This window comes from Lamprobacter modestohalophilus (genome assembly GCF_016583905.1).
In the GTDB taxonomy this organism is placed as follows: Bacteria; Pseudomonadota; Gammaproteobacteria; order Chromatiales; family Chromatiaceae; genus Lamprobacter; species Lamprobacter modestohalophilus.
The window spans coordinates 42,598-66,127 of sequence record NZ_NRRY01000012.1; the positions used below are offsets into that span (position 1 = coordinate 42,598).

The window sequence follows — 23,530 nt, forward strand, 5'->3', positions numbered from 1 at the left end:
TGTGAGCTGGGATGAGCAGGGATGAGCTGAAGTGCTGCGACGCTAAGCTTGAAGTGGCGCTAGGCCGGCTTGACGGTGCAATCGCCGATGATCTGGGCCTGGCAGGCGAGGCGGTCGTGGCGGCTGGCCATGTTCTCGCGCAAGACCTTTTCTTCGAGCACCGAAGGCTCGGTCAGATTGTTCCAGCCTTCGACGACGTGCATCATGCAGGTGCCGCAATCGCCCTCGCGGCAGCCGTAGATGATGCCGGCACCGATCTTCTCGGAGACGTCGATGACGCGGATGCCGGCGGGGACGTTGACGGTCTGGTCGATGTCCTGAAAGGTCACTTTTGCCTTGGCCATGTCGTGTATTCCTCTTGAGTTTTGGTTGAAATGGAGTTGTGGAGTGGAACCATCGGGCGCCGTCTGGCGACGCTTCTGTCGTTGAGCCTCTCTAGGGTTCAGAGCGCGTCGCCAGCTTGGACGATGAGGCGCCTGCTTCCGGGTAAGGACTCAGCTCGGCGAAATCGATGACGCGCTTAGCGGTGTCTGGTGGGTTGGCGTCGCCGGTCATTGCCTCGGCGATCTGGCGGCCGAAGTCGCGGCAGTTGTCGAGCTCAGAGGCGGTTGGCGTCAGCTTGAGGCGCAGGCCCGGCACTGGCACCCGCAGCTTCAGGCCGCGCAGGCGATCCTCGATCATCGGCACCGCCTCGCCGCTCCAGCCATAGGAGCCGAAGGCGGCGCCGATCTTCCCGCGCAGACTGATCCCAACTAGCGACGAGAGTAGATCCCAGATCGGCTTGACGGCGTCGCCGTTGACCGTTGGCGAGCCGAAGGCGAGGGCGTCGGCCTGCTCGATCAGGTCGACGAAGGGGGCGATCTCGCCGCCTTCGAGGTCGTAGAGCGACACGCGCAAGCCGGGGACGGATTCGGCGCCGGCCTGCACGGCCTCGGCCATGCGCGTGGTGCTGCCATAGGCGCTGAGATAGAAGATGATCAGTGATGCGGGTTGGTCGCCTGCGTCGAAGGGCTGATCAAAGGATTGATCGAACGATCCGCCGCTGCTCGAGAGCTCGCGGTAGCGCGTCACGTAGCGGCGCGGTCGCTCGCGCAGGACCGGGCCATGCGCCGGGGCGATCAGCTTCAGCGGCAGCGGCTCGATCAGCTTGAGCGCATCGCGCACGTGCGCCTTGAAGGGCCGCATGATGTGCGCGTAGTAGTAGTCGAAGGAGAAGCGGAAGTCGCCGACGCGGTCGTTGAACAGGCGCGGGTCGCAGTAGTGACAACCGAACACATCGCCAGAGAACAGCACTTGCTGTTCCACTAGGTAGGTGCATTGGGTGTCCGGCCAATGTAGGTAAGGCGTGTTCAAGAAGCGCAGGCGGCGGTCGCCGAGACTGATCTCGTCACCGGTGTCGACCAGCTCGTAGTCGAACTGATCCTCGGTCGGTTTCAGCAAGGCCTTGAGCATGGCTGGCGCGCGTTTTGAGATGATTAGGCGTGCTTGTGGGGCGCGGCGTAGCAATTCCGGCAGTGCCCCGGTGTGATCGGGCTCGAGGTGGTTGAGCACGATGACGCGGATCTCGTCGAGCGTTGCCACCTGTTCGAGACGGGCGAAGAAGTCATCGGCCAGCTCGGCCTTGACCGTGTCGATGAGCGCGACGCCGTCACTGCCACGCACTGCGTAGGCGTTGTAGGTGGTGCCATTGGCGGTGCGCAGGATCATGTCGAAGTTGCGCAGCCCTGGATCGAATGCGCCGATCCAGTGCACGCCAGGTGCGATCTCGACTGCGTTGCCGTCGCGCACGGCTATCTGCTCGCGCGTCTGTTCAGGACCGGGGCTGCTCACGCTGGCGTTGCTCCAAACGGGGCCGATAACAGCTTAACGAGCGCGGATCTCGGCCATGGCCGTGTTCCAGCGCTCGGGTGGGATACCCGTCAGCGAACCGGGCGGATTCACTGGGATGCCGCTGGCATCGAGGATGGCGCCCTCGATCGGACAGATGCTCGCGCATTGCGGCTCGGCGAAGTCGCCGGCACATTCGCTGCACTGGCTTGGGTCGATGATGAAGTGTGGCTTGGCGGCCTGAATCGCATGGCTTGGGCACAGCGGCTCACAGGCCCAGCAATTCACGCAGCCATCGGTTATTTGGTAAGCCATGGTGTTTCCTGATTCGGTTGGGGCTGGCTCAAGCGCTCAGCGCACTCATGGGTTCCGCCTGGTTGAGCGCGCCGTTTGCTGTGAGCTCGGCGTAGACGGCGGCGACGGCTGTCTCGATCGGCTCCATCGCGTGCTCGCCGTTCGGTGCGATGCCGGCGGCTTCGAGCGCGTCCCAGGGCTCGATACCGATCTTCGAGCAGAGCACGGCGGCGCAACCCTCGAGCGCACGCAGGGTGCCGGCGAGCGCTGATTCGGCTTCGCCACAGGTCTCATCACCCGTGCAGTAGGCATGGACCCGGCGCGTACCGATAAAGCGCACGTCTTGGGCGTCAGCCTCGTAGACCAAGAACTCGCGGGCATGCCCGAAGTGCTGGTTGATCACCCCGCTGCCGCTGCTGGCGACGGCGATGCGCAGTGGGCGACTGGTCGTGCTTGCCTGTGCCTTGGCGCGTGATGAGGCGGTCCGAACGGCAACGAGCGGAGTTGCTGGGTGCGATGAGAGCGGTGTTGTTTCTTCCGATGCCGATGCCGATGCCGAGATCGCGCCGGACACCGCGTCGGGCTCCGTCGAAGGCGCTGCCGGGCGTCGGCGAGTGAGTGAATCGAAGGCCACGAAGACCTCGCCACCTGAGGTCTGCGTCGTCTGCCTGCTCGCCTCGCGTTGCGCTTGGCGTTTGGCCTCGATCTCGGCATGCACCGCGGCACGGCGCTCCATCGCGGCGGTGTAGTCGATGTCCATTTGCTCGATCTTCTCGATCGAAAACTCAGCGCCACGATCCTCGCCCAGCATGCCAACGGCATCGGCACGGCATTGTCGGCAATGGCGCATCATCGCCATATCGCCGCTGCAAGCGTCTTGCAGGGCCTGCAGTTCGTCATGGGTTGGGCCGCGCTGTCCCATCAGGCCGAAGAAGGTGCCATGTTCGGCCTCGGCGATCAGCGGCATGACGTTGTGCAGGAAGGCGCCCTTGGCCTTGACCACGCGGCTGACCTCTTTCAGGTGCTCGTCGTTGACGCCAGGGATCAGCACCGAGTTGACCTTCACCAGTACGCCGCGCTCGGCGAGCATCGCCAAGCCCTTCTGCTGCTGCTCGATCAAGATCCGCGCCGCCTTGACCCCTTTGATGCGACGGTTGTTCCAGAAGATCCAGGGATAGATCTTGGCGCCGATCTCGGGATCGACACAGTTGATGGTGATGGTGACGTGGTCGATGTTGTGCTGGCAGATTTCGTCGACCAGCTCCGGCAGCGCGAGGCCGTTGGTCGAGACGCAGAGCTTGATGTCGGGGGCCTTCTCAGAGAGCGCGCGGAAAGTGGCGAGGGTTCGCTCCGGGTTGGCGAGCGGATCACCCGGACCAGCGATGCCGAGCACGCTCATCTGTGGAATCGCGGCGGCGACGGCTAAGGTCTTCTGCACCGCCTGCTCGGGTGTCAGCAGCTCAGAGACCACGCCTGGGCGTGACTCATTGGAGCAGTCGTACTTTCGATTACAGTAGTGGCACTGGATATTGCAGGCCGGCGCTACCGCCACATGCATGCGCGCATAGTGATGGTGGGCGTCTTCGGAGAAACAGGGGTGGTCGTTGACCTTGGCGCGAATGGTTTCTGGCAGGTGCGCGAGCTTGTCGGAACTGCTTCCGCAGCCGCTGGATGCACAGCCGCCGGCTGACCCGCTCTCTGTCTTTCGCCGCTCTGTCTTCAGAGTGGTTACCGCTTGAACCATGTCTCGATCCCCGTAAAGTCTGACGGCGTCGCATGTGCGACGCGCTAGGCTGTATAGGAGTCGATAAGCAAACGGCGTGCCCGGTGTGAGTTTAAGGCTAAGCAGTTGATTCGGCGATGGTCAGAGCGGGGTTGCTAGAGCCTCTGTGAGGAGGCTGACAGCGCGCAACTGTCCTTTGTCGGGTCTGCGACCAGACAGGCCTTCCAGCATTTGAGAGGCGCGGCGGCCTAAGCGATCGCTTCAAGCCGATCGGCGGCGAAGCACAGGCAAGCATCGATGTCTGCAGGCTCGAGGGAGGGATACTGACTCAGGATCTCTTCGCGTGATTCACCGGCGCTGAGGAAGCCGAGAATCGTTTCGACGGTGATGCGCAAGCCACGAATGGTTGGCTGGCCATTGCAGAAGTCTGGATGGACGGTGATTCTGCCGCTGGCTAACTGCGTCGCTTGAACCAACCGGTGAGGCTGAAGCGCTCGCGTGTTGCTGGCTCCACCTCATGCAGAAACCGGGCGCTGAAGAAGGTCACTAGGCGACCACCTTCGGGGAGGATCAGTTCGCTCAGCTCAGGGCGATCCGGATCAGTATAGAGACGCAGCGCGCCGCCGTCCTGCGCCTGCCAGGCATCGTTTAGATAGAGGATGCAGCTCAGTGTGCGCTCGCCGATGCCGCGAAACTGGTCCAAGTGCTTACGATAATAGGTGCCGGGAGGATAGACGGCCAGGTGCGCCTCAAGCTCGTAGAGACCGAGGGACAGGCTACGGTTGATCGCTAGCCGTAACTGCTCAAGCTGGCTCCAATAGAGCCGCTGGGAAGCGCTGAGGTCGTTCGGGTCGAGCCAGTCGACGCGGTCGGTTCTGACCTCGTCGCGTACCTCGAGATCCTCGCCGCGGCCAACGCCGGCGCGTCGGAAGCGCCCGGCCTGCCAGCGCTGCTGCGCCTCATGGCGGAGTTGGCTGATGTGCAGTGGTGCGAGGAAGCCATCGGTGACGCACCAGCCCTGTTCGGCAAGGGTTGCGGCGATCTGCTCGGCGGGCTCGGGTGGTTGTTCGGGCGGCAGGGAAGAGGCGGGATGGGCCAAGTGCGCGGGACTCGGTGGGAACGGATGCCGAAGTCTGCGCGCAATGTTGTGGCGGGTCGAGCGATTTTGCCGCAGCTGGGCGCGCGATCGCCGCTGATCGCGGCCCGTTCCATGGCTGATGCCTAGGCCGCAACCCGCGAGGATGCTGCTGATCTAGCCGGCGGTTTGTTTGGCGCCGATCAGCTCGATCGGATAGCCGTCGGGATCTTTGACGAAGGCGATGATGGTGGTGCCGGCATTCATCGGGCCCGCCTCGCGGAGGATCTCGCCGCCTTGCGCCTTAATGCGCTCGGCGGCCTCATAGACATCCTCGACCTCGATCGCGATATGGCCATAGGCATCGCCGAGGTCGTACTGCTCGACGCCCCAGTTGTAGGTCAGCTCGATGACGGTCTGCTCGGACTCGTCGCCGTAGCCGAGGAAGGCAAGGGTAAACTCACCGGCTGGATAGTCTTTCTGGCGCAGCAGTCTCATGCCGAGCAGTTTGGTGTAGAAGTCGATGGAGCGTTGCAGGTTGCCGGTGCGGAGCATGGTGTGCAGGATGCGCATGGTGATCTTGGGACCTCGGTTGCTGGTTGCTGTGCTAGTTGCTGTGAAGGAAGTTGGGGATGATCATCGCGTCTTTGAACTCACAGAGGACCACTGATGGGCACTGGAAAATTGTTTGTAACGGTCTTCGTTGCGGTGCTGCTCGCCAATGCACTTACGGTGCTGATGTTGTTCGGCGCACGCGGTCTGCTGCCCGGCCTGTTGCCTGATGTTGGATGGTCAGCGCCGAGCGCATCGTCGCGCGACGCTGCCGAATCGAGTACGTCAACCGCGCCGAGCGAGGAGATCGCCAGCCGCTGGGTGCCGGCGATTCAGGAGCGCATTCGCCAGTTCTGGGTGCACCCAGCGGGTACCTGGGAGGGCAATGCCCCCGTCGTCAATGTGCAGCTCGAGCCGGGCGGCAAGGTGATCACTAATCAGGTGCAGATCGTGACCAGCAGCGGTAACCCGATGTTCGATCAGTCTGTCGTGAATGCGATCTATGATGCTTCGCCGCTGCCGGTGCCGAGCGGACCAGATTTCGAGCCGTTCCGCGATTTCAATTTGGTGCTGCGCCCCTGACGGAGCTGTTCATCAAGCTCGGGGGCTTGCCAATCTGGTGCAGGGGCCTGCACCAAGGCGAGGGCGATTGCTCAGGTTTGGTGCATTGCTCCTCGGTCCGCACTCCTGTGAGTCGATCTTGTCCTTCAATATCAGTTGGTTATTTTCCTGGTCTGGCATTTGCTTAATGCCGCCAGGCGGCAGCTCTGGCCGACCACTGATGTTCTAAGACTCACCATGATTAGGAGACACTGGATGATTTCGATCCCGTCTTTCAAACCCCTGCTGCTCAGTGCTGGCATTGCGCTCGGGCTGACCGCGTCGCTGTCCGGACTCGCCGAAGATGCCGCACCTACAGCGGATCAGGCCGACGATGAGACCATCAAGGTCGGTGTGCTGCACTCGCTCTCTGGGACCATGGCGATCAGCGAGACCACGCTAAAGGATACGGTGCTGATGCTGATCGAGGAGCAGAACGAGAAGGGCGGGGTGCTTGGTAAGCAGCTCGAGGCGGTGGTGGTTGATCCGGCCTCGGACTGGCCGCTGTTCGCCGAGAAGGCGCGCGGTCTGATTGAGCAGGAAAAGGTCGCCGCGGTGTTTGGCTGTTGGACCTCGGTCTCGCGCAAATCGGTGCTGCCGGTGTTCGAGGAGCTGAACGGTTTGCTGTTCTACCCGGTGCAGTACGAAGGCGAGGAGTCGTCAAAGAACGTCTTCTACACCGGCGCGGCACCGAATCAGCAGGCGATCCCGGCGGTCGATTATCTGAAGGATGAGCTGGGCGTAGAGCGCTGGGTGCTGGCGGGCACCGACTACGTGTATCCGCGCACCACCAACAAGATCCTCGAGGCCTATCTGAAGCAGAACGGCGTGGCGGAAGAGGACATCATGATCAACTACACGCCATTCGGGCATTCCGATTGGCAGTCGATCGTCGCCGATATCAAGAAGTTCGGCTCCGAGGGCAAGAAGACCGCGGTGGTCTCGACCATCAACGGCGATGCCAACGTGCCTTTCTACAAGGAGCTGGGCAATCAGGGCATCTCGGCTGAGGACATCCCGGTCATCGCCTTCTCGGTGGGTGAGGAGGAACTCTCCGGTATCGACACTGGCCCTCTGGTCGGCCATCTGGCGGCCTGGAACTATTTCATGAGCGTGCCGACCGATGAGAACGACGCCTTCATCGAGACCTGGCATGGGTTCATCGATGATCCAAAGCGGGTCACCAACGATCCAATGGAGGCACACAAGATCGGTTTCGATCTCTGGGTGCAGGCGGTCGAGAAGGCCGGCACCACCGACACCGATGCGGTCGAGAACGCGATTGTTGGCTTGACCACCAGCAATCTTAGCGGCGGGACTGCTAAGATGTTGCCCAATCATCACATCACCAAACCGGTGCTGATCGGCGAGATTCAGGATGACGGTCAGTTCGCGATCGTCTACCAGACCGAGGAAGAGGTGCCGGGTGATGCCTGGTCGGACTATCTGGAAGGCTCTAAGGATCTGATCGGCGATTGGACCGATCCGATCAACTGCGGCAACTATAATATCAAGACGAAAAAATGCCTTGGCAGCGAGCAAGCCGCGACCGAGTAGCCTTGAAAATCGAGGCGTCTAGACACTAGAACGAGCAGCCGGCGTTTGTGTCGACGCCGCATTGGATCGGAGGCCAGGGATGGCGCTGGTCACTTCAGTTGCCGGACAGTCCTGATCCGAATGACGCGGCAGCGTCCACCCCTTAGATCACCTCGCGCGGTTGATGAGCCCTATGTCTAGGTTTGTGTTTGGCGGCAGTGACCCTGCTTTGGCGATGGCGCTTGGCTTCTTGCTGTTGCTGATGACAGCCACAGGCGCGGCCGACAATCAGTCAACCGATCCAGCCTCAAGCCCGACAGCGGAGTTCTCAGCTAGCCCAGCCACCGAGACCGCAGTTGCCTCTGATGCTGCTCCTCAATCAGAGCCTGAGCCTGGACCGGAATCTGCATCTGAACCGGCACCGGCACCTGCAACAGCATCCAAACCAGGATCTGAATCCGATCTGACCGCCGCGTTCGACGAACGCGTTTCCCAGCTGACAGATAACTCGTTTAAGGTCAAAGAAGCGGCGGCGCAAGCCATCGCCGAAACCGGTGATGCGCGCGCGATCCCGCTGCTGAAAGCCCTGCTTTCTGGTGATCTCTACTATCGAAAGGACGATGATCGCATCGTCTATGTGGCGCCGGCAGGTAGTAGCGGCTGGGCCTTGACCGATGCGCTGAGCGGCGAGGCCCTCGGCGAGGTTGGGCGCCGTGATGTGCGCAAGATTACGGTCAACAATCGGATGCGCAGCGCTTTGCGGACATCGATCGCGGCGCTGACCCTGGCCAGTCCAGACCCGGCGCTGCGCCTGCGGGCAGCGCGCGAGATGGTTGGCAGTGATGATCCGGCGGTGATCAGCGCCGTCCGCACGCAGCTTGCTGCAGAAGACGACCAGCAGGTGACGGAGGTGCTGACCTTAGTGGTCGCCATCGCCGACCTCAAACAGCCGGACATCGACAGCCGCCTGGCGGCCATCGAGGTGCTGCATGGCAATCTCTATCCTCAGGCGCGAAATGCGCTAAACGGCTTGTTGGAGACGGAGCAAGACCCTGGGGTACTCGCCGCGACGAAAGCGGCGTTGGATGCGATCGACCGTAAGCGCCAGCTGAACAGCAGCATCGAGACCCTGTTCTTTGGTTTGAGTTTGGGGTCTGTGCTGGTGCTGGCGGCGATTGGGCTGGCGATCACCTTCGGCGTCATGGGCGTGATCAACATGGCCCACGGCGAGCTGATCATGATCGGCGCCTACACCACCTATCTGGTGCAGCAGGCGATGCCGGGGCTGACCGACTGGTCGCTGTTGGTGGCAGTGCCGGCGGCTTTCCTGGTCTCCGGTGCCTTTGGCGTCGCCATCGAGCGCACGGTGATCCGCTTCCTTTATGGGCGACCTTTGGAAACCCTGCTCGCCACCTTCGGTATCAGCCTGATCTTGCAGCAGTTGGTGCGCACGACCATCTCGGCGCAGAACGTGGTGGTGCAGAACCCGAGCTGGATGAGCGGCTCACTGCAGCTGAATCCGGGGCTCGCGTTGACCTATAACCGGCTCTACATCCTGCTCTTCGCGCTCATCGTCTTTGCGCTGCTGTTGCTGGTGCTCAAACGCACCGCGCTTGGCTTGCAGGTGCGGGCGGTGTCGCAAAACCGCGCCATGGCGCGCGCGATGGGGGTGCGCTCGGCGCGCGTCGATGCGCTGACCTTCGGGCTGGGCGCTGGCATCGCCGGGGTTGCGGGCGTGGCGCTGTCGCAGCTCACCAATGTCGGCCCCAACATGGGCCAGGCCTACATCATCGATTCCTTCATGGTGGTGGTGTTTGGCGGTGTCGGCAATCTCTGGGGCACCCTGGTGGCGGGCATGACGCTGGGTGTCGCGAACAAGCTGATGGAGCCTTGGGCCGGGGCTGTGCTGGCCAAGATCCTGGTGCTGGTGTTCATCATCCTGTTCATCCAGAAACGCCCGCGCGGACTCTTCCCGCAGCGGGGCCGTGCCGCGGCTGACTAAGAATTGAGAACCTTCAACATGGGCCTGTTGCAACCACTCAAGGGCGATACCGGCGGCAAGATCATGCTGGCGGTGCTGGCGCTGATCGCGGTTCTGGTACCGATCCTGAATCTGCTGGTGCCAGAGGGTAATCCGCTGCATGTCAGCACCTTCACGGTGACCCTGCTCGGCAAGTATCTGACCTATGCGCTGCTGGCGGTGGCGGTCGATTTGGTCTGGGGTTATCTCGGGATTCTCAGTCTTGGCCACGGCGCCTTCTTTGCCCTCGGCGGCTATGCGATGGGCATGTACCTGATGCGCCAGATCGGCGACCGCGGGGTCTATGGCGACCCGCTGCTGCCGGATTTCATGGTCTTCCTCGACTGGCAGCAACTGCCCTGGTTCTGGCAGGGCTTCGATCAGTTCTGGTACGCGGCGCTGATGATCCTGCTGGTTCCTGGGCTGCTTGCGTTCGTGTTTGGCTGGCTGGCGTTTCGCTCGCGCGTCACTGGCGTCTATCTCTCGATCATCACCCAGGCCCTGACCTATGCGCTGATGCTGGCCTTCTTCCGCAACGAGATGGGCTTTGGTGGCAATAACGGGTTGACCGATTTCAAGGATCTGCTCGGTTTCGATCTGCAGTCCGACGGCACCCGGATCGGACTGTTCCTAGCCTCGGCGCTGGCGCTAGCGCTCGGTTACTGGGCCTGCCGTTGGATCGTGACCTCCAAGCTGGGGCGCGTTGCGGTCGCGGTGCGTGATGCCGAATCGCGGGTACGCTTCATCGGCTATCGGGTGGATCGAGTCAAGCTCGCGATCTGGACCTTCTCGGCGGTGCTGGCCGGTGTGGCGGGTGCACTTTATGTGCCCCAGGTCGGGATCATCAATCCCGGTGAGTTCTCGCCGCTGAATTCGATTGAGCTGGTGGTTTGGGTGGCGATTGGGGGCCGAGCGACCCTTTATGGCGCCGTGATCGGTGCGGTCTTGGTCAATTATGGCAAGACGGTCTTCACCGGCGCCTTCCCCGAGGCCTGGTTGTTCGTGCTCGGTGGATTGTTCGTGCTGGTGACGGTGTTCCTGCCCGCCGGCATCGCCGGATTGCTGAAGACCTTGCGCCGGCGTCGTTCGGAGCCGACGGCATTGAAGGAGAAGAGCGCATGAGCTCCGTGAGTGAACCGCATCCAGATCGCGAAACGGGCGCGCGTGCCGATGCGGCCACTGGCAGCGCAGTCAGTTCGAGCGGTGAGGCAGGGCGCCAAGCGAACAGCACGAACAGCGACTCCGGCCGCGGATCGGGCCGGGATCTGCTCCACAGTGATCGCACCTTCGACTTCAGTGGCCCCATGCAAGTCTGGCAAGGCTTCGGGCAGGACTTCAAGGAGCTGACCCGGCGCGATCGGCAGTTCAACTTCATGATCCGCGCCAAGGATCTGGAGTTGGATGTCAGTCATGGTCCGATCCTCTATCTCGAAGGTCTGAACGTCAGCTTCGACGGCTTTAAGGCGATCAACGAGCTGAATCTCTATGTCAATGCCGGCGAGTTGCGCTGCGTGATCGGCCCGAATGGCGCTGGCAAGACGACGATGATGGACATCATCACCGGCAAGACGCGACCGGATTCGGGCAGCGCCTTCTTCGGCCAGAAGATCGACCTGCTGCGACTGACCGAGCCCGAGATCGCCGAGGTGGGCATCGGGCGCAAGTTCCAGAAGCCGACCGTGTTCGAGCACCACAGCGTGTTCGAGAACCTCGAACTGGCGATGGCGGCGGACAAGCGCGTCTTTCCGACGCTGCTCGCTCGGTTGACGGGAAAAGAGCGCGATCGCATCGACGAGGTCCTCGGCATCATCGGCCTGCAGGAACAAGCGCAGCGTGAGGCCAGCGTGCTCTCGCACGGGCAGAAGCAATGGCTCGAGATCGGCATGCTGTTGATGCAAGACCCGCATCTGCTGCTGGTCGACGAGCCGGTCGCTGGCATGACCCATCAGGAGATGGAGCGCACCGCCGAGCTACTGACATCGCTTGCTGGCAAGCATACGGTGGTCGTCGTCGAGCACGACATGGACTTCGTGCGCTCGATCGCTAAGCGTGTCACTGTGCTGCACCAGGGCTCGGTGTTGGCCGAGGGCAGCATGGATGAGGTTCAGAACGATCCGCGTGTGATCGAGGTCTATCTTGGCGAGTGATCAGAGCGGTGGTCCGAGGTTGCGTCCAACACAGGATAGCGCCAAGCTGAGCACCAGAGCTGACTATTGAGGAGTCCTTGCAGCGTTGACGACTGACTACGAGACCGACTTCTATGCCTGGTCCGATGAACAGGCGAGGCTACTGCGCGGTCGTCGTTTCACTGAGCTCGACATTGCGCATCTTGCCGAGGAGGTCGAGGACTTGGGAAAGCGGGAGCGTCGCGCCCTGGAAAGCCGTTTGGCCGTGCTGATTGGGCATCTGCTGAAGTGGCGCTATCAAACGGACTATCCGTATCGAAAATCCTGGCGCGCGACCATCAATACCCAGCGCCGCTCAATCCAGCGCCTCTTGGCTGAGAATCCGAGCCTTGGCGCGCAGCTCGAAGCGTTGATCGCAAGTGCTTATCCAGACGCGGTCGACTTGGCGGTCGCTGAAACGTCACTGGACTACGTTGCATTTCCACCAGGCTGTCCTTGGGACCGTGATCTGATTCTTGGCGACCATTGGCCATCGCTCTCACCCGATCGTGGCGGAATCGGCGCCGATCCATCGAGCTCCGGTTAGCTCACAACAGCCCGAACCAGAAGGCACAGCCACCCGCGATGAAGTGGAATAGGGTGACGCCGGCCAGGTTGGGATTTCGCAGGTAGAAGAGGCCGAATACGACGCTGCTGACCATGGTGAGGATCACGGCGGCGAAACCGAAATGTAGGTGAAACAGGCCGAACAGCGAGGAGGTGAGCAGGACGGATTTGAAGCCTTTGCTGTCGTCGAGGAAGCGCTGAAAGGTGGTTTGCAAAAATCCGCGCGCGACCAGCTCTTGCACAAAGCTGTGAACGAGATAGCCAAGGGTTGGCCACAACTCGAATTGTCCCGGTTTTCCCGGCAGTGCGCCGAAATGATGCAGGGTCAGCGCGATGGCTGCGACCAGTGCGGCGAAGAGGAATGAAGCCAGCGCCCCTTCTCTGAGTGAGCGCCCGAGCCCGTTAGTGCTCAAGCCGAGGTCTTGCCTTGTCAATCCCATCAGCCGGATGATCACGAGCGCCGGAACAAACTGGACGACGAGATAGCCCCAGGTGAACGCGGGCGTATAGACGTCAACGTCAACAATGGAGCGGGCGATGAAGTTGTTAACGATGGTGCCGATCGACATGACGCCGAGGGCGTAAAGAAAGAAGCGGCCGAACAGCTGTCTGTTTCGGACCTCGTCCAGGTTCTCTTGGAGCAGACGCACTCGCTCGCTCACATCCGCGATCGATGCGACCACGCCAACCGGCTCGCCCGCCTCGCCAGCCAGCAGGTTGGTGCGCACCACCCAGTGGAGGACCGAGCTGTCGTCGCCTGCGATCTGGATCTCGGCGGTGTGGGGTGTGGCGGGGTCGTAGATCGCGTCAAGAACGCAGTCGTTCAGGCCTTCCAGATCACCGCGGTCGATAAAGGTCTCCGCGAAGCTCCGACCGAGGACCTCTTCAGCCTTGATGCCGAGCAGCCGCTCCGCGGCAGGGTTCAGCATGATGATGGCGCCCTTGCGATCGATCGACATCACCGCATCGCGCATACTCTCGATCGTTTCGCGAGCCAGTAAATCGGAGGCATGGAGATCGTCGCTCATCGGAGATTAGCGTGCGTTGTCAGGGGCTGGAAAGCAGCTTCGCAGTGTCGCACTGCGCAAAGCAAACGGGCAAGGCGATTAGGTTTAGGGCCGGCCCAAGTTCGATCACATCTGGCCGCGCTCATCGTTGCGCCCAGAGCCGCGCTCATAATAGTCAAGCAAGCGATCGACAGCGGCATCCCAACTGAGACTGGCTTCCAGTGGGTCCGCGACAGGCTGATGGCTTAGGGCGTGGCGCAGACAGGCCTGAAACTCCTCTGGTGAGGAGTAACACAAGGCATTTTGAAACGGATAGAAGAGCTCGTTACTTGGGTCTCGGGGCAGGATGACGAACTTGCGCTGGCCGAGGGCTTCTGCCGTGGTGGTGCAGAGCATCTCGCTCTTTGATGCATTGATGAAGACCCGGTAGCGCGCGATATCCGCCGCCGGTGCGGTGGATAGTCCACGGAAATTGAGCTGTACGCCGCGTGCCCGTGCATAGTCGGCAATCGCTGCCCGGTCGCGGCCGATGCCGAAGACGTCGATACTGCGATCTGCGCTTTGATCTGCGCTTTGATCTGCACAGTGATTTACTCCGTCCGCAAGCAGATCGATAAGCTCGCGAAAGCCTTTCTCCCAGATCAGCTTGCCCATGAAATAGAGGTTCTGGCGGTTGTCCGCTTGCCCCGCATGGTCGAAGAACGCCGGATGAATGCCGCTGATCAGCAGGCGTTGGGCCTTGGCCAAATCGGGTAGGATGTCGGCCAGCAGGATGACATCATCGCAGCGGTGCTCGATCAGCCAGCGATTGTAGCGCTCCAGCCAGCCCGCGACCCGAGGCAAGCGGGGCAACGCCTGTTCGCAATAGTAGCGATAGTTGGTCAGCACGATGCCGGTGACGCGGGCTGCGCGTTCGCGGTAGCGGTTCCAGGGCTGCGCCCAGTTCAGGTGCTCTGGCTCCTCGAGAATAAGCCAGTCGCAGGGGCGCAGGCGTTTCGGTAATCCGACAGTCGGTAGGATGGAGCCGAGCGCGTCCCAGTAGCGGGCCGGGTAGAATTCGATCAGCAGGCGCGGGCAGGCTGGCTGCGGTAACTGGGAGCGAATGTAGCTGGCCTGGGCTGAAGGAGTCGGAAATCCTCCGTTGTCCCGGCATTCGGCATCGCCAAACAACCGCAACTGCTGCTTGGGAGGAATCCAGGGCAGGTAGAGGCAGACATCGAGCCCGCGCTGGGCCAAAGCGTGGGCACGCAGCAGTGCCAGGATCGCCGTGCCGGTGCGCCATGGCAGCGCCGCAGTGCTCAGGATATTGATGGTCTTGAGCATGGCTCAACGGCTCGCTCGAAACGTGGTTTCAATCAGTAGGCGGCAATTGATGATCGACAGTCGATATTACCAGGCCAATCCGCTGATCTATCTCGGCGATTTCACGCTGTCCATGACCGGCTTCGTGGTCGCTTTCATCTTCTGCCTGCGGACAAGCGGTCTTGTGTTTGCGCTCTGCTTTGTTGTCAGCTGTGTCTGCCTCTATCGCGCCGGTACCTTTGTCCACGAGCTGACCCATCAGTATCGCAGCGGGCAGCTCAACTGGTTTCATCGGCTCTGGAACCTCACCGCGGGGGCAATTTTCATGGCGCCGGCGGTGCGCTTCTTCGATCCGCATCAGATACATCACAAGGTTGGCACCTTTGCCACGCGGCAAGATCCCCAGTACCTGCTGCTGCGCACCGACTGGAAGTTGGCGGCCTTGATGCTGCTGGTTGGTCCTTTCGTGATGCCCATCGCCTGCCTGTTTTTCGTGTTGGCGGCTAGTCTGGGTGAGAAGGTCGATATCGAGGGCAGGATTGATCGCTATCTGACGCGCAAGAAGGGCGCTGCGGCGGGTAGTGCCTTGCCCGCCCAGTACAAGCGGGAGATGACCCTCTATAGCCGCTATTATCTGGTGGTGATCGCTGTCTATGTCTGGCTCTGGCCGGAGACCATCCCGCTACTCTATGCCGTTCAGGTTGGGGTCTGGTGGCTGGGCATCCTGCGCATCCCGCTGGAGCATGAGATGCGTGAGTATCGCGAGCAGACCGATGCCAGGGATCATGTGATCGACAGTTTCACCGTTGAAAGCCCGTTCGCCGAGATCCTGCAGCCGCTCAGCCTGCGATTGCACACCGCGCATCACATGTACCCTGGCGTTCCCTACCATAACCTGCCCGCACTGCATGCGGAGCTTAAGCGTACCAACCCGGAGTATCGCAAGAGCATGGTTCCCTTCCTGAACCTAGTGCTGGGGCCACGGCGCATTGCATCGGATTGACTGGCTTGACCCCTCAGCAGCCGGCCCTTGAATCCGCGGTGCCTGATGATCCGCGCCCCCATGTGGTCATCGTCTATACCGACGCGGGTGGTGGTCATCGCGCGAGCGCGCAGGCGCTGCGCAGCGTGCTCGAGGCGGATGGTCGTTACCGCGTCACGCTCGTCAACCCCTACCGGGAGGTGCTTGCCCACCTCGACCCGTTCACGCGCTTCACCGGGCGCAACGTCGAGGCGACCTACAACGAGCTGGTGCTCGGCGGAGGACGCACCGGACTCTTTTGCCGCGGCTTCTTCATCCTGTCCTTCATCGCGGTCGCCTTTCTGCGGCGCGCGGGACGACGCGAGTTCGCTCGGCTTTGGGCAGCGACGCGGCCCGACCTGGTGATCTCGGTGCTGCCGGTCCTCAATCCGGCGATGATCGACGCCATCAAGACCTACCGGGGCGGTTCGGTCCCCTTTGCGATCATGATGACGGATTGGGCCGAGATCTCCCGCTTCGTCTGGTTCCCCAAGGGGACCGACTATGCGGCCATCTCGGGGACCGAGGAAGGGTTGGCGCGGCTGCGTGCTAAGCGGCATCCAGAGGAACGAATCTTTCCCACCGGCGGGTTGCTGATTCGGACGCAGTTCCTTGAGCCATTGCCAGAGGACATCGGTGCCGCGCGCGTCGCGCTTGGGCTTGAGGCGGATCGCCCGACCCTCGTCATGACCTATGGCGGGCATGGCGGTCCGCGCATGGTCGAGCTTGCCGATACACTTGCCGCTGCGGACGCTCAGGTGCAGGTGATCTTCCTGTGCGGGCGTAACGAGACGCTCGCGCGCAGACTCCAGAGTGCGCATCTGCCGTTCCCGCACCTCGTCCTCGGCTATCGCGACGACATCCACCGCTATCTGGCGCTCGCCGATCTGTTTGTCGGCAAGGCCGGCCCGCAGTCGATCTCGGAGGCGCTGGCGCTCGGCCTACCGCTGCTGATCGATGAGTGGCGCGTACTGCCGCAGGAGCGGGCACTGACGCGCTGGGTGAAGAGGAGCGCGGGCGGAGCCACCTTCAGGCGTCCGGCGCAGTTCGTGCGCGAGGTGCAGGCGCTAGCTGCTCGGCCAGGCTCAGGCAGCACGCCTGAGGTGGCGCGGCGCAATACCGCCGCAGGCGACATCCTTCGCATCGTCGAGGCCCTCCTCGCGGGGGAGGACGCGACCGATGCGGTTTGGATTTCCTCTCCGTCCAAGCGGCCGTCGCCGTCGCTTCAGCGGCCTACAAAAGAACAGGCGTACGACGGATGAGCGACTATGATCCTGTTTTCGACGCAGCCAGTGACGCTTCATGAACAACCCGGTTGTTTCCGCGGCCAGGGATCGACCCGATAGCGCGACCTGTCAACTGCGCGGCGGTCTCCTTGCGCGCCTGACCCTGTTTGGCGTGACCCTGTTTGGCGTCGCCCTCTGTGCCGCACTCCCGGCCCTTGCCTTGGACAGCGTGACCCTGCAGCTGAAATGGCGCCATCAGTTTCAGTTCGCCGGCTACTCCGAGGAAGTGATCGCGCAACCCATGCAGGACGCCCTCACCCCGCCATCGGCGGAGAAGGTCGCAGCGCTCATGCGCGAGACGATCGAGCGCCTCTTGGCGGGCGACACCAAGGCGATCTACGTCACCACCGAGGTCGACCAACCGCACCGCGACGGCCACATCGTGCCGACAGAGGTCGTCACAACCTATCTGCTGGACAAGGCCGATCAGCCCGTCAAGCTGCTTGGCATCACGCGCGACATCTCCCAACGCAAGGCGCTGGAGTCTGAATTGCGTACCCGCGTCGCCGCCATCGAGGCCGCGGCCGACGCCATCGTCATCACCGACACCCAGGGCCGCCTGCTGTATGTCAATCCCGCCTTCACCCGGCAAACCGGCTTCGATCGGGAGTCGGTCAAAGGTCATGACACCCGGATTCTCAACAGCGGCAAACAGTCCAGGGCCTTTTATGCACAGCTCTGGCAGACCGTCCTGGCCGGCCGGATTTGGCGTGGCGAGTTGATCAATCGTCGCAAGAACGGCGAGCTTTACGAGGAGGAAATGGCCATTTCCCCGGTCAAGAATGAGCAAGGCCAGATCGAGTATTTCGTGGCCGTCAAGCGCGATATCAGCGGCCAGCGTGCCATGGAACGCGCCCTACAGGCCGCGAACCAGGAACTTCAACAGAACCTGGACAAGATTAGTCGCTTGCAGGAGATCCTCGCCGAACAGGCAGTCCGCGACCCGCTGACCGGCCTGTACAACCGGCGTTATCTCGACGAGACCCTCGCACGCGAATTTGCCCGAACCGAGCGCGAGGACTCTCCCTTGGCAGTGGCCATGATCGACGTCGACTTCTTCAAGCGGATCAACGACACCTGGGGGCACTCGGCCGGCGATGAGATCCTCAAGCGGCTGGCCCAATGCCTGCAGCTGGGGGTCCGTGAGGGCGATATCGTCTGTCGCTATGGCGGTGAGGAATTCCTACTGTTGCTGCCGCGTATCGCCCTGGAGATCGCCTTCCAGCGCGCCGAGCGCTTGCGCCGCGAGTTTGCCGACAGCGCGCTGCAGTGGGGCGAGGCCCAGATCCAGGCAACGCTGTCGATTGGGCTGGCGAGTTTCCCCGACCATGCCCAAACCCCGCAGGCCCTGATCGAGCAGGCCGACGCGGCCCTGTATCGTGCGAAGCGATCGGGACGCAATCGAACCGAGGTTGCATCAGCCACCGCCTCCGCAGCGATCACCACAGCGGTCACCCCGGGATAGGCAATCGCCCTGGTCGACACACCGGAGGACGTGTGAACGCTCAGCGCTCGAAGGATTCGATGCGCGCGGCCGCGCTCAACGGCACCAGAAACGCGCTCGGATCAGGCAGCACCTTCGCCCGCACCGCGGCCAGCGTGGTTTCACCGCCGTAGCTCACCGATGACTGCAGGTGGCCGCGGATGCGCTGCAAGATGGTGCTGACGCTGCCACGGTAAGGCACCTGGATCTCCTGACCTTCGGGCGGGACGTCAAGCGCCGCGTCGCGCTCGTCGCTGCTGCCGCTGTCGTAGAGCGCTTCCAGCACGGCCTCGGGTGAGGTCATGCCGCGGTAAATCTTCTTCTTCATGTGGGTCGCCGGGTCCTGGATCACCTGGCCCGGCGCCTCGTCGGTGCCGGACAGCGCGCTGCCGAGCATCACCGTCGACGCCCCGCAGATCAGGGCGAGAAAGATGTCCTTGTCGGTCTTCACGCCACCGTCGGCGACGATCGGCACGCTGTCACCGACGGCGAGATAGGCCTCGCGGATGGCCTGCAGTTGCGGCACACCCGCCGCCGTTTCCAGCCGCGTGCGGCAGCCGCGACCGGGCCCGACGCCGACCTTGATGGCATCGGCGCCGATCTCGCGCATGAAGCGTGCGCCCGCGCCGGTCGCGACGTTGCCACACACCAGCGGCACGCTGCCAAACTGGCCCCGCAGCCCGGCAACCGCCTGCTCCATCATGGCCGAGTGACCGTGCGCGATGTCGACGAACAGCAGATCGGCCCCAGCCTCCAGCAGCGCCGCGGCCCGCTCCAGATAATCGCCGCGCGCGCCGACCGCCGCGGCGCAGCGCAGGTGGCCGGCGTTATCCTTGCTGGCGCCGGGCTGTTTGCGGTTGAGATTGATGTCGCGGCGCGTGATCAGCCCATGGATACGATTCGCGCCATCGATGAGCGGCAGGCGCTCGATGCGGTGCTCGAACATCAGCCGCTCGGCCTCGTCGGTGGAGATGTCCGGTGCGCCGGTCACCAAGCGAGACAGCGGGGTCATGAACTCGTCGACCACTCGATCCTGGTCAGCATCCTGCACCGGCGTATCCCGGTTCGAGAGCAAACCGGCCAGCAGGTTGGAGCCGCTGGCGGTCTCGATCAGGATGCCGGTGATGCCGTGCTGCCGCGTGAAACGCCTGGCTTGGTGGATCGTCGTGCCCAGCGGCAGGCACAGTGGACTGGCAATCACAGCGCTCTGGCTGCGCTTCACCACGGCGACTTCGGACGCCTGGCGCTCAATGCTCATGCCGCGATGCACGACCCCAATGCCCCCGTGCATGGCCATGGCTCGCGCCATGTCGGCGCCGGTGACGCTGTCCATGTTCGATGAAACGATTGGCAGATCCAGCGCGATCTCTGCCGTCAGCAGCGACTTGACGCTGATCGTGCGGCGGGTCTGTGAATCGGTCTTCTGCGGCCGGAACAGGAAATCGTCGAAGGTCCTGCCGGTCCAGAACGCCGATTCGTCCGGCGCTGCGGCGAAGGCATCGTCAAGGTTCTGCCGCCTACTCGTTGTCATGTGTCAGTCTCAGGTTGCGCTAATGATCGCGGTCCGCGACGTCTTCCGGGAGCCCAATGTCCGCTTCGTCGTCTGTGCCATCGGTTAGCCTACCACCTGTCGGCGACCGGAAACGGCTAACACCGGCCGCTCGCTGTTCGGCTATAGCTGGCCGCTCAGTGTTAGAACCTGACTCTGGAGCGGCTTCCACGCCTTGCCTCTCGGCGTCTATGCTAGCCTCATGCCGCACCAATCGTTGAGACCATTGGACCGTATCTATGAAGCCACCTGTTGACCTCCTTGTCATCGGTGCCGGTTGGGCCGGCCTCTACGCCGCTAAATATGCCCGCGAGGCTGGGCTCGAGGTGATGATCCTGGAGGGCAGGTACGACCTTGGTGGCGTCTGGAACTATACGGATGATCCCGCCACCATCACCGTCATGCGCAACACCGTGTCGTCTTCTTCGCGGCATGTGACCGAGGCATCCGACTTCTCGATGGGCGAAGCAGCCGGCAACTTCTTCCGGCATGAGGATGCGCTTGGCTTCCTTCGGCGTTACGCCGATCGGTTCGGCCTCAGCGACCGCATTGTCACCAGCGCACGCGTCGCCCGCGCCGGCAAAGCCGATGGGTTATGGCAGGTCGACGCCGAAGACGGGCGTTGCTTCACCGCCAAACGGCTAGCGATCGCGACCGGTGTTCACCAACGCCGCCGGCCAATCAGCGGGCCGGTGACGGAGTTCACCGGCGCCGTCGTCCATACCGCCGATCTCAAACATCCGCTCGATCTGGGGGTTGGCACGGGCGATCACGTCATCGTCTACGGCGGCGGCGAGACCGCAGCCGATGTTGTGCAAGACCTTGCGACTGGAACGGCGGCCGAGATCACCTGGGCGATCCGCGGCGGGCAGCACTTCTTCCGCAAGGCGCCGCTGCGGCGCGGCCAGCCGCCGGGGGGCTACGACCGGTACGACATGGCGCTTGATGAGTACTCGTCCGGCGCCATCGGTGTCATGACCTCGGTGAAGAGTGCCGTGCCAGGGATGCGCCATCTCGGCAATCTCGGAACCTCGGGCAGTCTCTTCTCGTACCAGGGCCACGGCGTCGCCGAGTGGCAGAACGAGATCCCTCTCTATCGCCAGTTCTTCAACAAGAACGGCCATGCCCTTGAACATGTCTGGAACGGGTGCGTCACCCCGGCCCGAGGCATCGCTCGCTGCCTCGGCAACACCGTCGTCTTTGAAGACGGTCGCGAGGTCCAGGCCAGCCACATCGTCTGCAGTTTCGGCTACCAGCCCGATTTCTCGTTCCTGCCGGATGAGCTCGCTGCGGTCCCGACGGACCGCCTGCATCGCCTGGTCTTCCATCCCGATGATCCATCGCTGGCCTTCTTCGGCTTCGCGCGGCCGACCATCCTGTCGCTGCCCTACATGATCGAGCTGCAGTGCCTCTATGCCGCGCGCGTCTGGTTTGGTCGGGTTGTGCTGCCGGACCCGGAGACGATGCGCGCCGAGGCGGACGCCGATGCCGCCGCGCTCGACGCCGTCTTCGGCTATGAGCGCAGCAATCGCAACATCACCTGCCCGTTCTGGTACCTCGAGGTGATGATGAAGGCGATGCAAGAGGACAGCCTCCGCCGGCTCTTCGCGCGTTTCGATCCGCGACGCGACTGGCCGTTGTTCTCAAAGGCGGTGCGAGTACCGGCCTCGCCGCTGTTGCTGCGGTTGATCACCTCCGACGCGGTCGGACCCGAGGAGCGGGCGCGAATGGATGAGTACATCTCACCGATGCCGTTTGGCTTTCGACGCCAGAATGTCTCACTGCTGCGCTATCTGTTGACCTACGGGCTGATGATCGGTCTCTCGCGCCTACTGCGGCTCGATGCGCTATTTGACGCCATCGCCCGCCGCCGCATGGCTCGGCGGGGGCGGGCGATCGCGTTGCGGCCGGCGCCGGCAGGCGTCGCGGCGGCTGTCTCGGCTCCGGTTTCCATCCCCAGCTCCGCCGTCGATTCCATCCCGCCTTCGCCCGGGGGCAGCGCGGCCTGAACGAGTCAACGCCTGCGATGAGCCGTGCGTGTTCGAGGAGGTTTTCCCGCTTGAGCCTGTCGTTGTTGAACGCTTTGTTGATCCGCTGGGACCGATTCGCGTCGGCACGCTCTCGGTTGCGGCACCTGCCACCGCGTTTGCTCGCCCACATCGGCGATGCAGAGACGCTGCTCGACGTTGGGGCTGGCGACGGACGTCTGGCGCAGGCGCTGATGAAGGGCCGGCCAGGTGTTCTGATCACTGGGGTCGATGTCTGCGCCAGGGCCGAGGCCGCGATACCGGTGCTGCGTTACGACGGCCAGCGACTTCCGTTCGCTGATAATTCATTTGATCTGGTCCTGCTCATCGATATCCTGCATCACACAGAAGACCCCGCCCAGGTGCTTGCCGAGGCCAGCCGGGTTGCCCGCCGTGCGCTCTTGATCAAGGATCATTATTGGGAGAACCGCTGGGACCATTGGCTGCTGAGCGTCTCAGACTATCTCGGCAACAGGGCCTACGAGGTGCCCTTGCCCTATGCCTTTCTGCGGCTCGAGGAATGGTCGCATCTGTTTCGTGCGAGCGGGCTGACCGTCATCTCGATGGACCGCTTTCGCTTCAGTGCGCTCGATCGCTGCAAACAGGTCGTTTTTCTCGTTGAAGGTTGTTTGCCATGACGGATCTCGCGCTCTCCGCATCCACGAATGCAATCCTCGCGGTGTTCATCGCCTTTCTGGCTGGGCTTTCGTTTCGTTCCGATCAGGATCGCACCTCGGCAGCAGGCCTCTTCGCGATCTATCTGCTCTTAGGCGCACTCGCCAATCTGCTAGGCACCATCCACCATGGCTTCATTGAAGGAACCGGTCACGCCGCAGACGTGCCATTGCGCACCGCGACGCGCGTGGTGGTCGCGCTGGGCGTGTTCAGCTTCCTGATGTCCACGGCGCGCCAGTTCATGTCGACCCTTGGCCTCTGGATCAGCCTCGCGATCGGCTTGGCTGGACTCGCCTTCACCATCTGGGTGGTCGCAACGGCAGACAACTTTTTGGTGCTGGTGGCGGCAAATTCTGCCGTGATGCTAATGACTCTAGCGTTGCACCTGTGGGGACTTCGAAAGGGGAACGGTTCTTGGATGATGTGCGTTGGCATCGTTCTGGCGATCGCGGCATCGTTACTGATCCCGTTCGATAGCCAGGGCATTGCCGGCCTCGGGCTCTATGGCACCTTCCATGTGGCTTTGATCCCGGCGGTTCTATTCCAGTACCTCGGCGGTCGCGTCTTGAAGCGTCAAGTCGCGGAGCTCAAACCAGTCTGACCACCTTGTCGACTGGGGTTCGGCCTCCGAATAATGTCAATCAGATGGTGCCATGTCGCGTAGACGACACAAGAAAAAGAGATCTCGCGCAGAGACGCAAAGGCGCAGAGAAGAAGAGAAGAAGAGAAGCGCACTGGGAACATCGAGCAAGCGCTTTCTCCCTTTGCGCCTCTGCGTCTCTGCGCGAGCCTCTTCTTGCCACGTCACAACCTCACGCGAC

The 23,530-nt window shown here is 62.5% G+C and carries 22 protein-coding genes; 12 read left to right on the top strand and 10 right to left on the bottom strand.

The window, feature by feature from the left end:
* Positions 1–59: 59 nt before the first annotated feature.
* From CKO42_RS09380 to gloA, 7 genes are all read right to left on the bottom strand, one after another.
* Positions 60–344 (bottom strand): 2Fe-2S iron-sulfur cluster-binding protein, encoded by a 285-nt coding sequence (locus CKO42_RS09380; RefSeq protein WP_200242678.1) that lies wholly within the window; start codon positions 342–344, stop codon positions 60–62.
* A 91-nt stretch (positions 345–435) separates the two neighbouring features.
* Positions 436–1,830 (bottom strand): FprA family A-type flavoprotein, encoded by a 1,395-nt coding sequence (locus CKO42_RS09385; protein WP_338034889.1) that lies wholly within the window; start codon positions 1,828–1,830, stop codon positions 436–438.
* Positions 1,831–1,863: 33 nt separating this feature from the next.
* Positions 1,864–2,142: a 4Fe-4S binding protein gene (locus CKO42_RS09390; protein ID WP_200242682.1), complete on the bottom strand. Its 279-nt coding sequence runs from the start codon at positions 2,140–2,142 to the stop codon at positions 1,864–1,866.
* Between the two features lie 28 nt (positions 2,143–2,170).
* Positions 2,171–3,865 (bottom strand): nitrogenase cofactor biosynthesis protein NifB, encoded by a 1,695-nt coding sequence (gene nifB / locus CKO42_RS09395; RefSeq protein WP_200242688.1) that lies wholly within the window; start codon positions 3,863–3,865, stop codon positions 2,171–2,173.
* Positions 3,866–4,092: 227 nt separating this feature from the next.
* On the bottom strand, positions 4,093–4,320 hold the full coding sequence (locus tag CKO42_RS09400) for a DUF433 domain-containing protein (protein ID WP_200242690.1): 228 nt from the start codon (positions 4,318–4,320) through the stop codon (positions 4,093–4,095).
* The gene (locus tag CKO42_RS09405; protein ID WP_242479256.1) at positions 4,299–4,943 is read right to left on the bottom strand and encodes a 2OG-Fe(II) oxygenase; all 645 of its coding nucleotides are present in this window, start codon (positions 4,941–4,943) and stop codon (positions 4,299–4,301) included. The genes CKO42_RS09400 and CKO42_RS09405 overlap by 22 nt, the downstream gene beginning before the upstream one ends.
* 153 nt (positions 4,944–5,096) lie before the next feature.
* Positions 5,097–5,492, bottom strand: a complete 396-nt coding sequence (gloA, locus tag CKO42_RS09410; protein WP_200242692.1) for a lactoylglutathione lyase — start codon at positions 5,490–5,492, stop codon at positions 5,097–5,099.
* 96 nt (positions 5,493–5,588) lie between these two features.
* Between gloA and CKO42_RS09415 the strand changes: the two genes are divergently transcribed.
* The 6 genes from CKO42_RS09415 to CKO42_RS09440 all read left to right on the top strand — a co-directional run bounded on the left by CKO42_RS09415 (position 5,589) and on the right by CKO42_RS09440 (position 12,339).
* A complete protein-coding gene (locus CKO42_RS09415) occupies positions 5,589–6,053 on the top strand; it encodes an energy transducer TonB (protein WP_200242694.1) in 465 nt (154 codons plus the stop codon).
* Positions 6,054–6,287: 234 nt separating this feature from the next.
* Positions 6,288–7,628 carry an urea ABC transporter substrate-binding protein gene (urtA, locus tag CKO42_RS09420; RefSeq protein WP_207148694.1) on the top strand — a complete coding sequence of 447 codons (1,341 nt, stop codon included), beginning with the start codon at positions 6,288–6,290 and terminating at the stop codon, positions 7,626–7,628.
* Positions 7,629–7,800: 172 nt separating this feature from the next.
* Positions 7,801–9,609, top strand: a complete 1,809-nt coding sequence (urtB, locus tag CKO42_RS09425) for an urea ABC transporter permease subunit UrtB (protein ID WP_242479257.1) — start codon at positions 7,801–7,803, stop codon at positions 9,607–9,609.
* 18 nt (positions 9,610–9,627) lie between these two features.
* Positions 9,628–10,749 carry an urea ABC transporter permease subunit UrtC gene (urtC, locus tag CKO42_RS09430; RefSeq protein WP_200242698.1) on the top strand — a complete coding sequence of 374 codons (1,122 nt, stop codon included), beginning with the start codon at positions 9,628–9,630 and terminating at the stop codon, positions 10,747–10,749.
* Between the two features lie 251 nt (positions 10,750–11,000).
* Positions 11,001–11,774 (top strand): urea ABC transporter ATP-binding protein UrtD, encoded by a 774-nt coding sequence (gene urtD, locus CKO42_RS09435; RefSeq protein WP_420844283.1) that lies wholly within the window; start codon positions 11,001–11,003, stop codon positions 11,772–11,774.
* 85 nt (positions 11,775–11,859) lie between these two features.
* Positions 11,860–12,339, top strand: a complete 480-nt coding sequence (locus CKO42_RS09440; RefSeq protein WP_200242700.1) for a DUF29 domain-containing protein — start codon at positions 11,860–11,862, stop codon at positions 12,337–12,339.
* 1 nt (position 12,340) lies between these two features.
* Here CKO42_RS09440 and CKO42_RS09445 read toward each other — a convergent pair whose 3' ends face one another.
* Together CKO42_RS09445 and CKO42_RS09450 are read right to left on the bottom strand one after the other, a co-directional pair.
* A complete protein-coding gene (locus tag CKO42_RS09445) occupies positions 12,341–13,387 on the bottom strand; it encodes a type II CAAX endopeptidase family protein (RefSeq protein ID WP_200242703.1) in 1,047 nt (348 codons plus the stop codon).
* A 105-nt stretch (positions 13,388–13,492) separates the two neighbouring features.
* The gene (locus CKO42_RS09450; protein ID WP_200242705.1) at positions 13,493–14,689 is read right to left on the bottom strand and encodes a hypothetical protein; all 1,197 of its coding nucleotides are present in this window, start codon (positions 14,687–14,689) and stop codon (positions 13,493–13,495) included.
* Between the two features lie 49 nt (positions 14,690–14,738).
* Between CKO42_RS09450 and CKO42_RS09455 the strand changes: the two genes are divergently transcribed.
* The 3 genes from CKO42_RS09455 to CKO42_RS09465 are packed head-to-tail and all read left to right on the top strand — an operon-like array spanning position 14,739 to position 18,440.
* Complete coding sequence (locus CKO42_RS09455) at positions 14,739–15,671, top strand: fatty acid desaturase family protein (protein WP_200242707.1); 933 nt, start codon at positions 14,739–14,741, stop codon at positions 15,669–15,671.
* A 5-nt stretch (positions 15,672–15,676) separates the two neighbouring features.
* The gene (locus CKO42_RS09460) at positions 15,677–16,951 is read left to right on the top strand and encodes a glycosyltransferase (protein WP_200242709.1); all 1,275 of its coding nucleotides are present in this window, start codon (positions 15,677–15,679) and stop codon (positions 16,949–16,951) included.
* Positions 16,952–16,991: 40 nt separating this feature from the next.
* Positions 16,992–18,440, top strand: coding sequence for a sensor domain-containing diguanylate cyclase (locus CKO42_RS09465; RefSeq protein ID WP_242479258.1), 1,449 nt, complete (start codon positions 16,992–16,994; stop codon positions 18,438–18,440).
* Between the two features lie 40 nt (positions 18,441–18,480).
* Here CKO42_RS09465 and guaB read toward each other — a convergent pair whose 3' ends face one another.
* Positions 18,481–19,989, bottom strand: coding sequence for an IMP dehydrogenase (gene guaB / locus CKO42_RS09470; protein ID WP_200242711.1), 1,509 nt, complete (start codon positions 19,987–19,989; stop codon positions 18,481–18,483).
* 257 nt (positions 19,990–20,246) lie between these two features.
* On the opposite strand from guaB, the gene CKO42_RS09475 reads away from it, so the two are divergent.
* The 3 genes from CKO42_RS09475 to CKO42_RS09485 all read left to right on the top strand — a co-directional run bounded on the left by CKO42_RS09475 (position 20,247) and on the right by CKO42_RS09485 (position 23,310).
* A complete protein-coding gene (locus tag CKO42_RS09475; protein WP_200242713.1) occupies positions 20,247–22,016 on the top strand; it encodes a flavin-containing monooxygenase in 1,770 nt (589 codons plus the stop codon).
* 65 nt (positions 22,017–22,081) lie between these two features.
* A complete protein-coding gene (locus tag CKO42_RS09480) occupies positions 22,082–22,672 on the top strand; it encodes a class I SAM-dependent methyltransferase (RefSeq protein ID WP_200242715.1) in 591 nt (196 codons plus the stop codon).
* The gene (locus CKO42_RS09485; RefSeq protein ID WP_200242718.1) at positions 22,669–23,310 is read left to right on the top strand and encodes a DUF6962 family protein; all 642 of its coding nucleotides are present in this window, start codon (positions 22,669–22,671) and stop codon (positions 23,308–23,310) included. The genes CKO42_RS09480 and CKO42_RS09485 overlap by 4 nt, the downstream gene beginning before the upstream one ends.
* Positions 23,311–23,530 lie beyond the last annotated feature (220 nt).

What these genes read in the sequence shown, in the direction of transcription:
- CKO42_RS09445 (WP_200242703.1), bottom strand. Translation starts at nt 13,387, where the DNA reads ATGAGCGACGATCTCCATGCCTCCGATTTACTGGCTCGCGAAACGATC.
- CKO42_RS09390 (WP_200242682.1), bottom strand. Translation starts at nt 2,142, where the DNA reads ATGGCTTACCAAATAACCGATGGCTGCGTGAATTGCTGGGCCTGTGAG.
- CKO42_RS09475 (WP_200242713.1), top strand. Translation starts at nt 20,247, where the DNA reads ATGAAGCCACCTGTTGACCTCCTTGTCATCGGTGCCGGTTGGGCCGGC.
- nifB (WP_200242688.1), bottom strand. Translation starts at nt 3,865, where the DNA reads ATGGTTCAAGCGGTAACCACTCTGAAGACAGAGCGGCGAAAGACAGAG.
- CKO42_RS09465 (WP_242479258.1), top strand. Translation starts at nt 16,992, where the DNA reads ATGAACAACCCGGTTGTTTCCGCGGCCAGGGATCGACCCGATAGCGCG.
- urtA (WP_207148694.1), top strand. Translation starts at nt 6,288, where the DNA reads ATGATTTCGATCCCGTCTTTCAAACCCCTGCTGCTCAGTGCTGGCATT.
- CKO42_RS09455 (WP_200242707.1), top strand. Translation starts at nt 14,739, where the DNA reads ATGATCGACAGTCGATATTACCAGGCCAATCCGCTGATCTATCTCGGC.
- gloA (WP_200242692.1), bottom strand. Translation starts at nt 5,492, where the DNA reads ATGCGCATCCTGCACACCATGCTCCGCACCGGCAACCTGCAACGCTCC.
- urtB (WP_242479257.1), top strand. Translation starts at nt 7,801, where the DNA reads ATGTCTAGGTTTGTGTTTGGCGGCAGTGACCCTGCTTTGGCGATGGCG.
- CKO42_RS09450 (WP_200242705.1), bottom strand. Translation starts at nt 14,689, where the DNA reads ATGCTCAAGACCATCAATATCCTGAGCACTGCGGCGCTGCCATGGCGC.
- CKO42_RS09380 (WP_200242678.1), bottom strand. Translation starts at nt 344, where the DNA reads ATGGCCAAGGCAAAAGTGACCTTTCAGGACATCGACCAGACCGTCAAC.
- urtC (WP_200242698.1), top strand. Translation starts at nt 9,628, where the DNA reads ATGGGCCTGTTGCAACCACTCAAGGGCGATACCGGCGGCAAGATCATG.
- CKO42_RS09485 (WP_200242718.1), top strand. Translation starts at nt 22,669, where the DNA reads ATGACGGATCTCGCGCTCTCCGCATCCACGAATGCAATCCTCGCGGTG.
- guaB (WP_200242711.1), bottom strand. Translation starts at nt 19,989, where the DNA reads ATGACAACGAGTAGGCGGCAGAACCTTGACGATGCCTTCGCCGCAGCG.
- urtD (WP_420844283.1), top strand. Translation starts at nt 11,001, where the DNA reads ATGATCCGCGCCAAGGATCTGGAGTTGGATGTCAGTCATGGTCCGATC.
- CKO42_RS09415 (WP_200242694.1), top strand. Translation starts at nt 5,589, where the DNA reads ATGGGCACTGGAAAATTGTTTGTAACGGTCTTCGTTGCGGTGCTGCTC.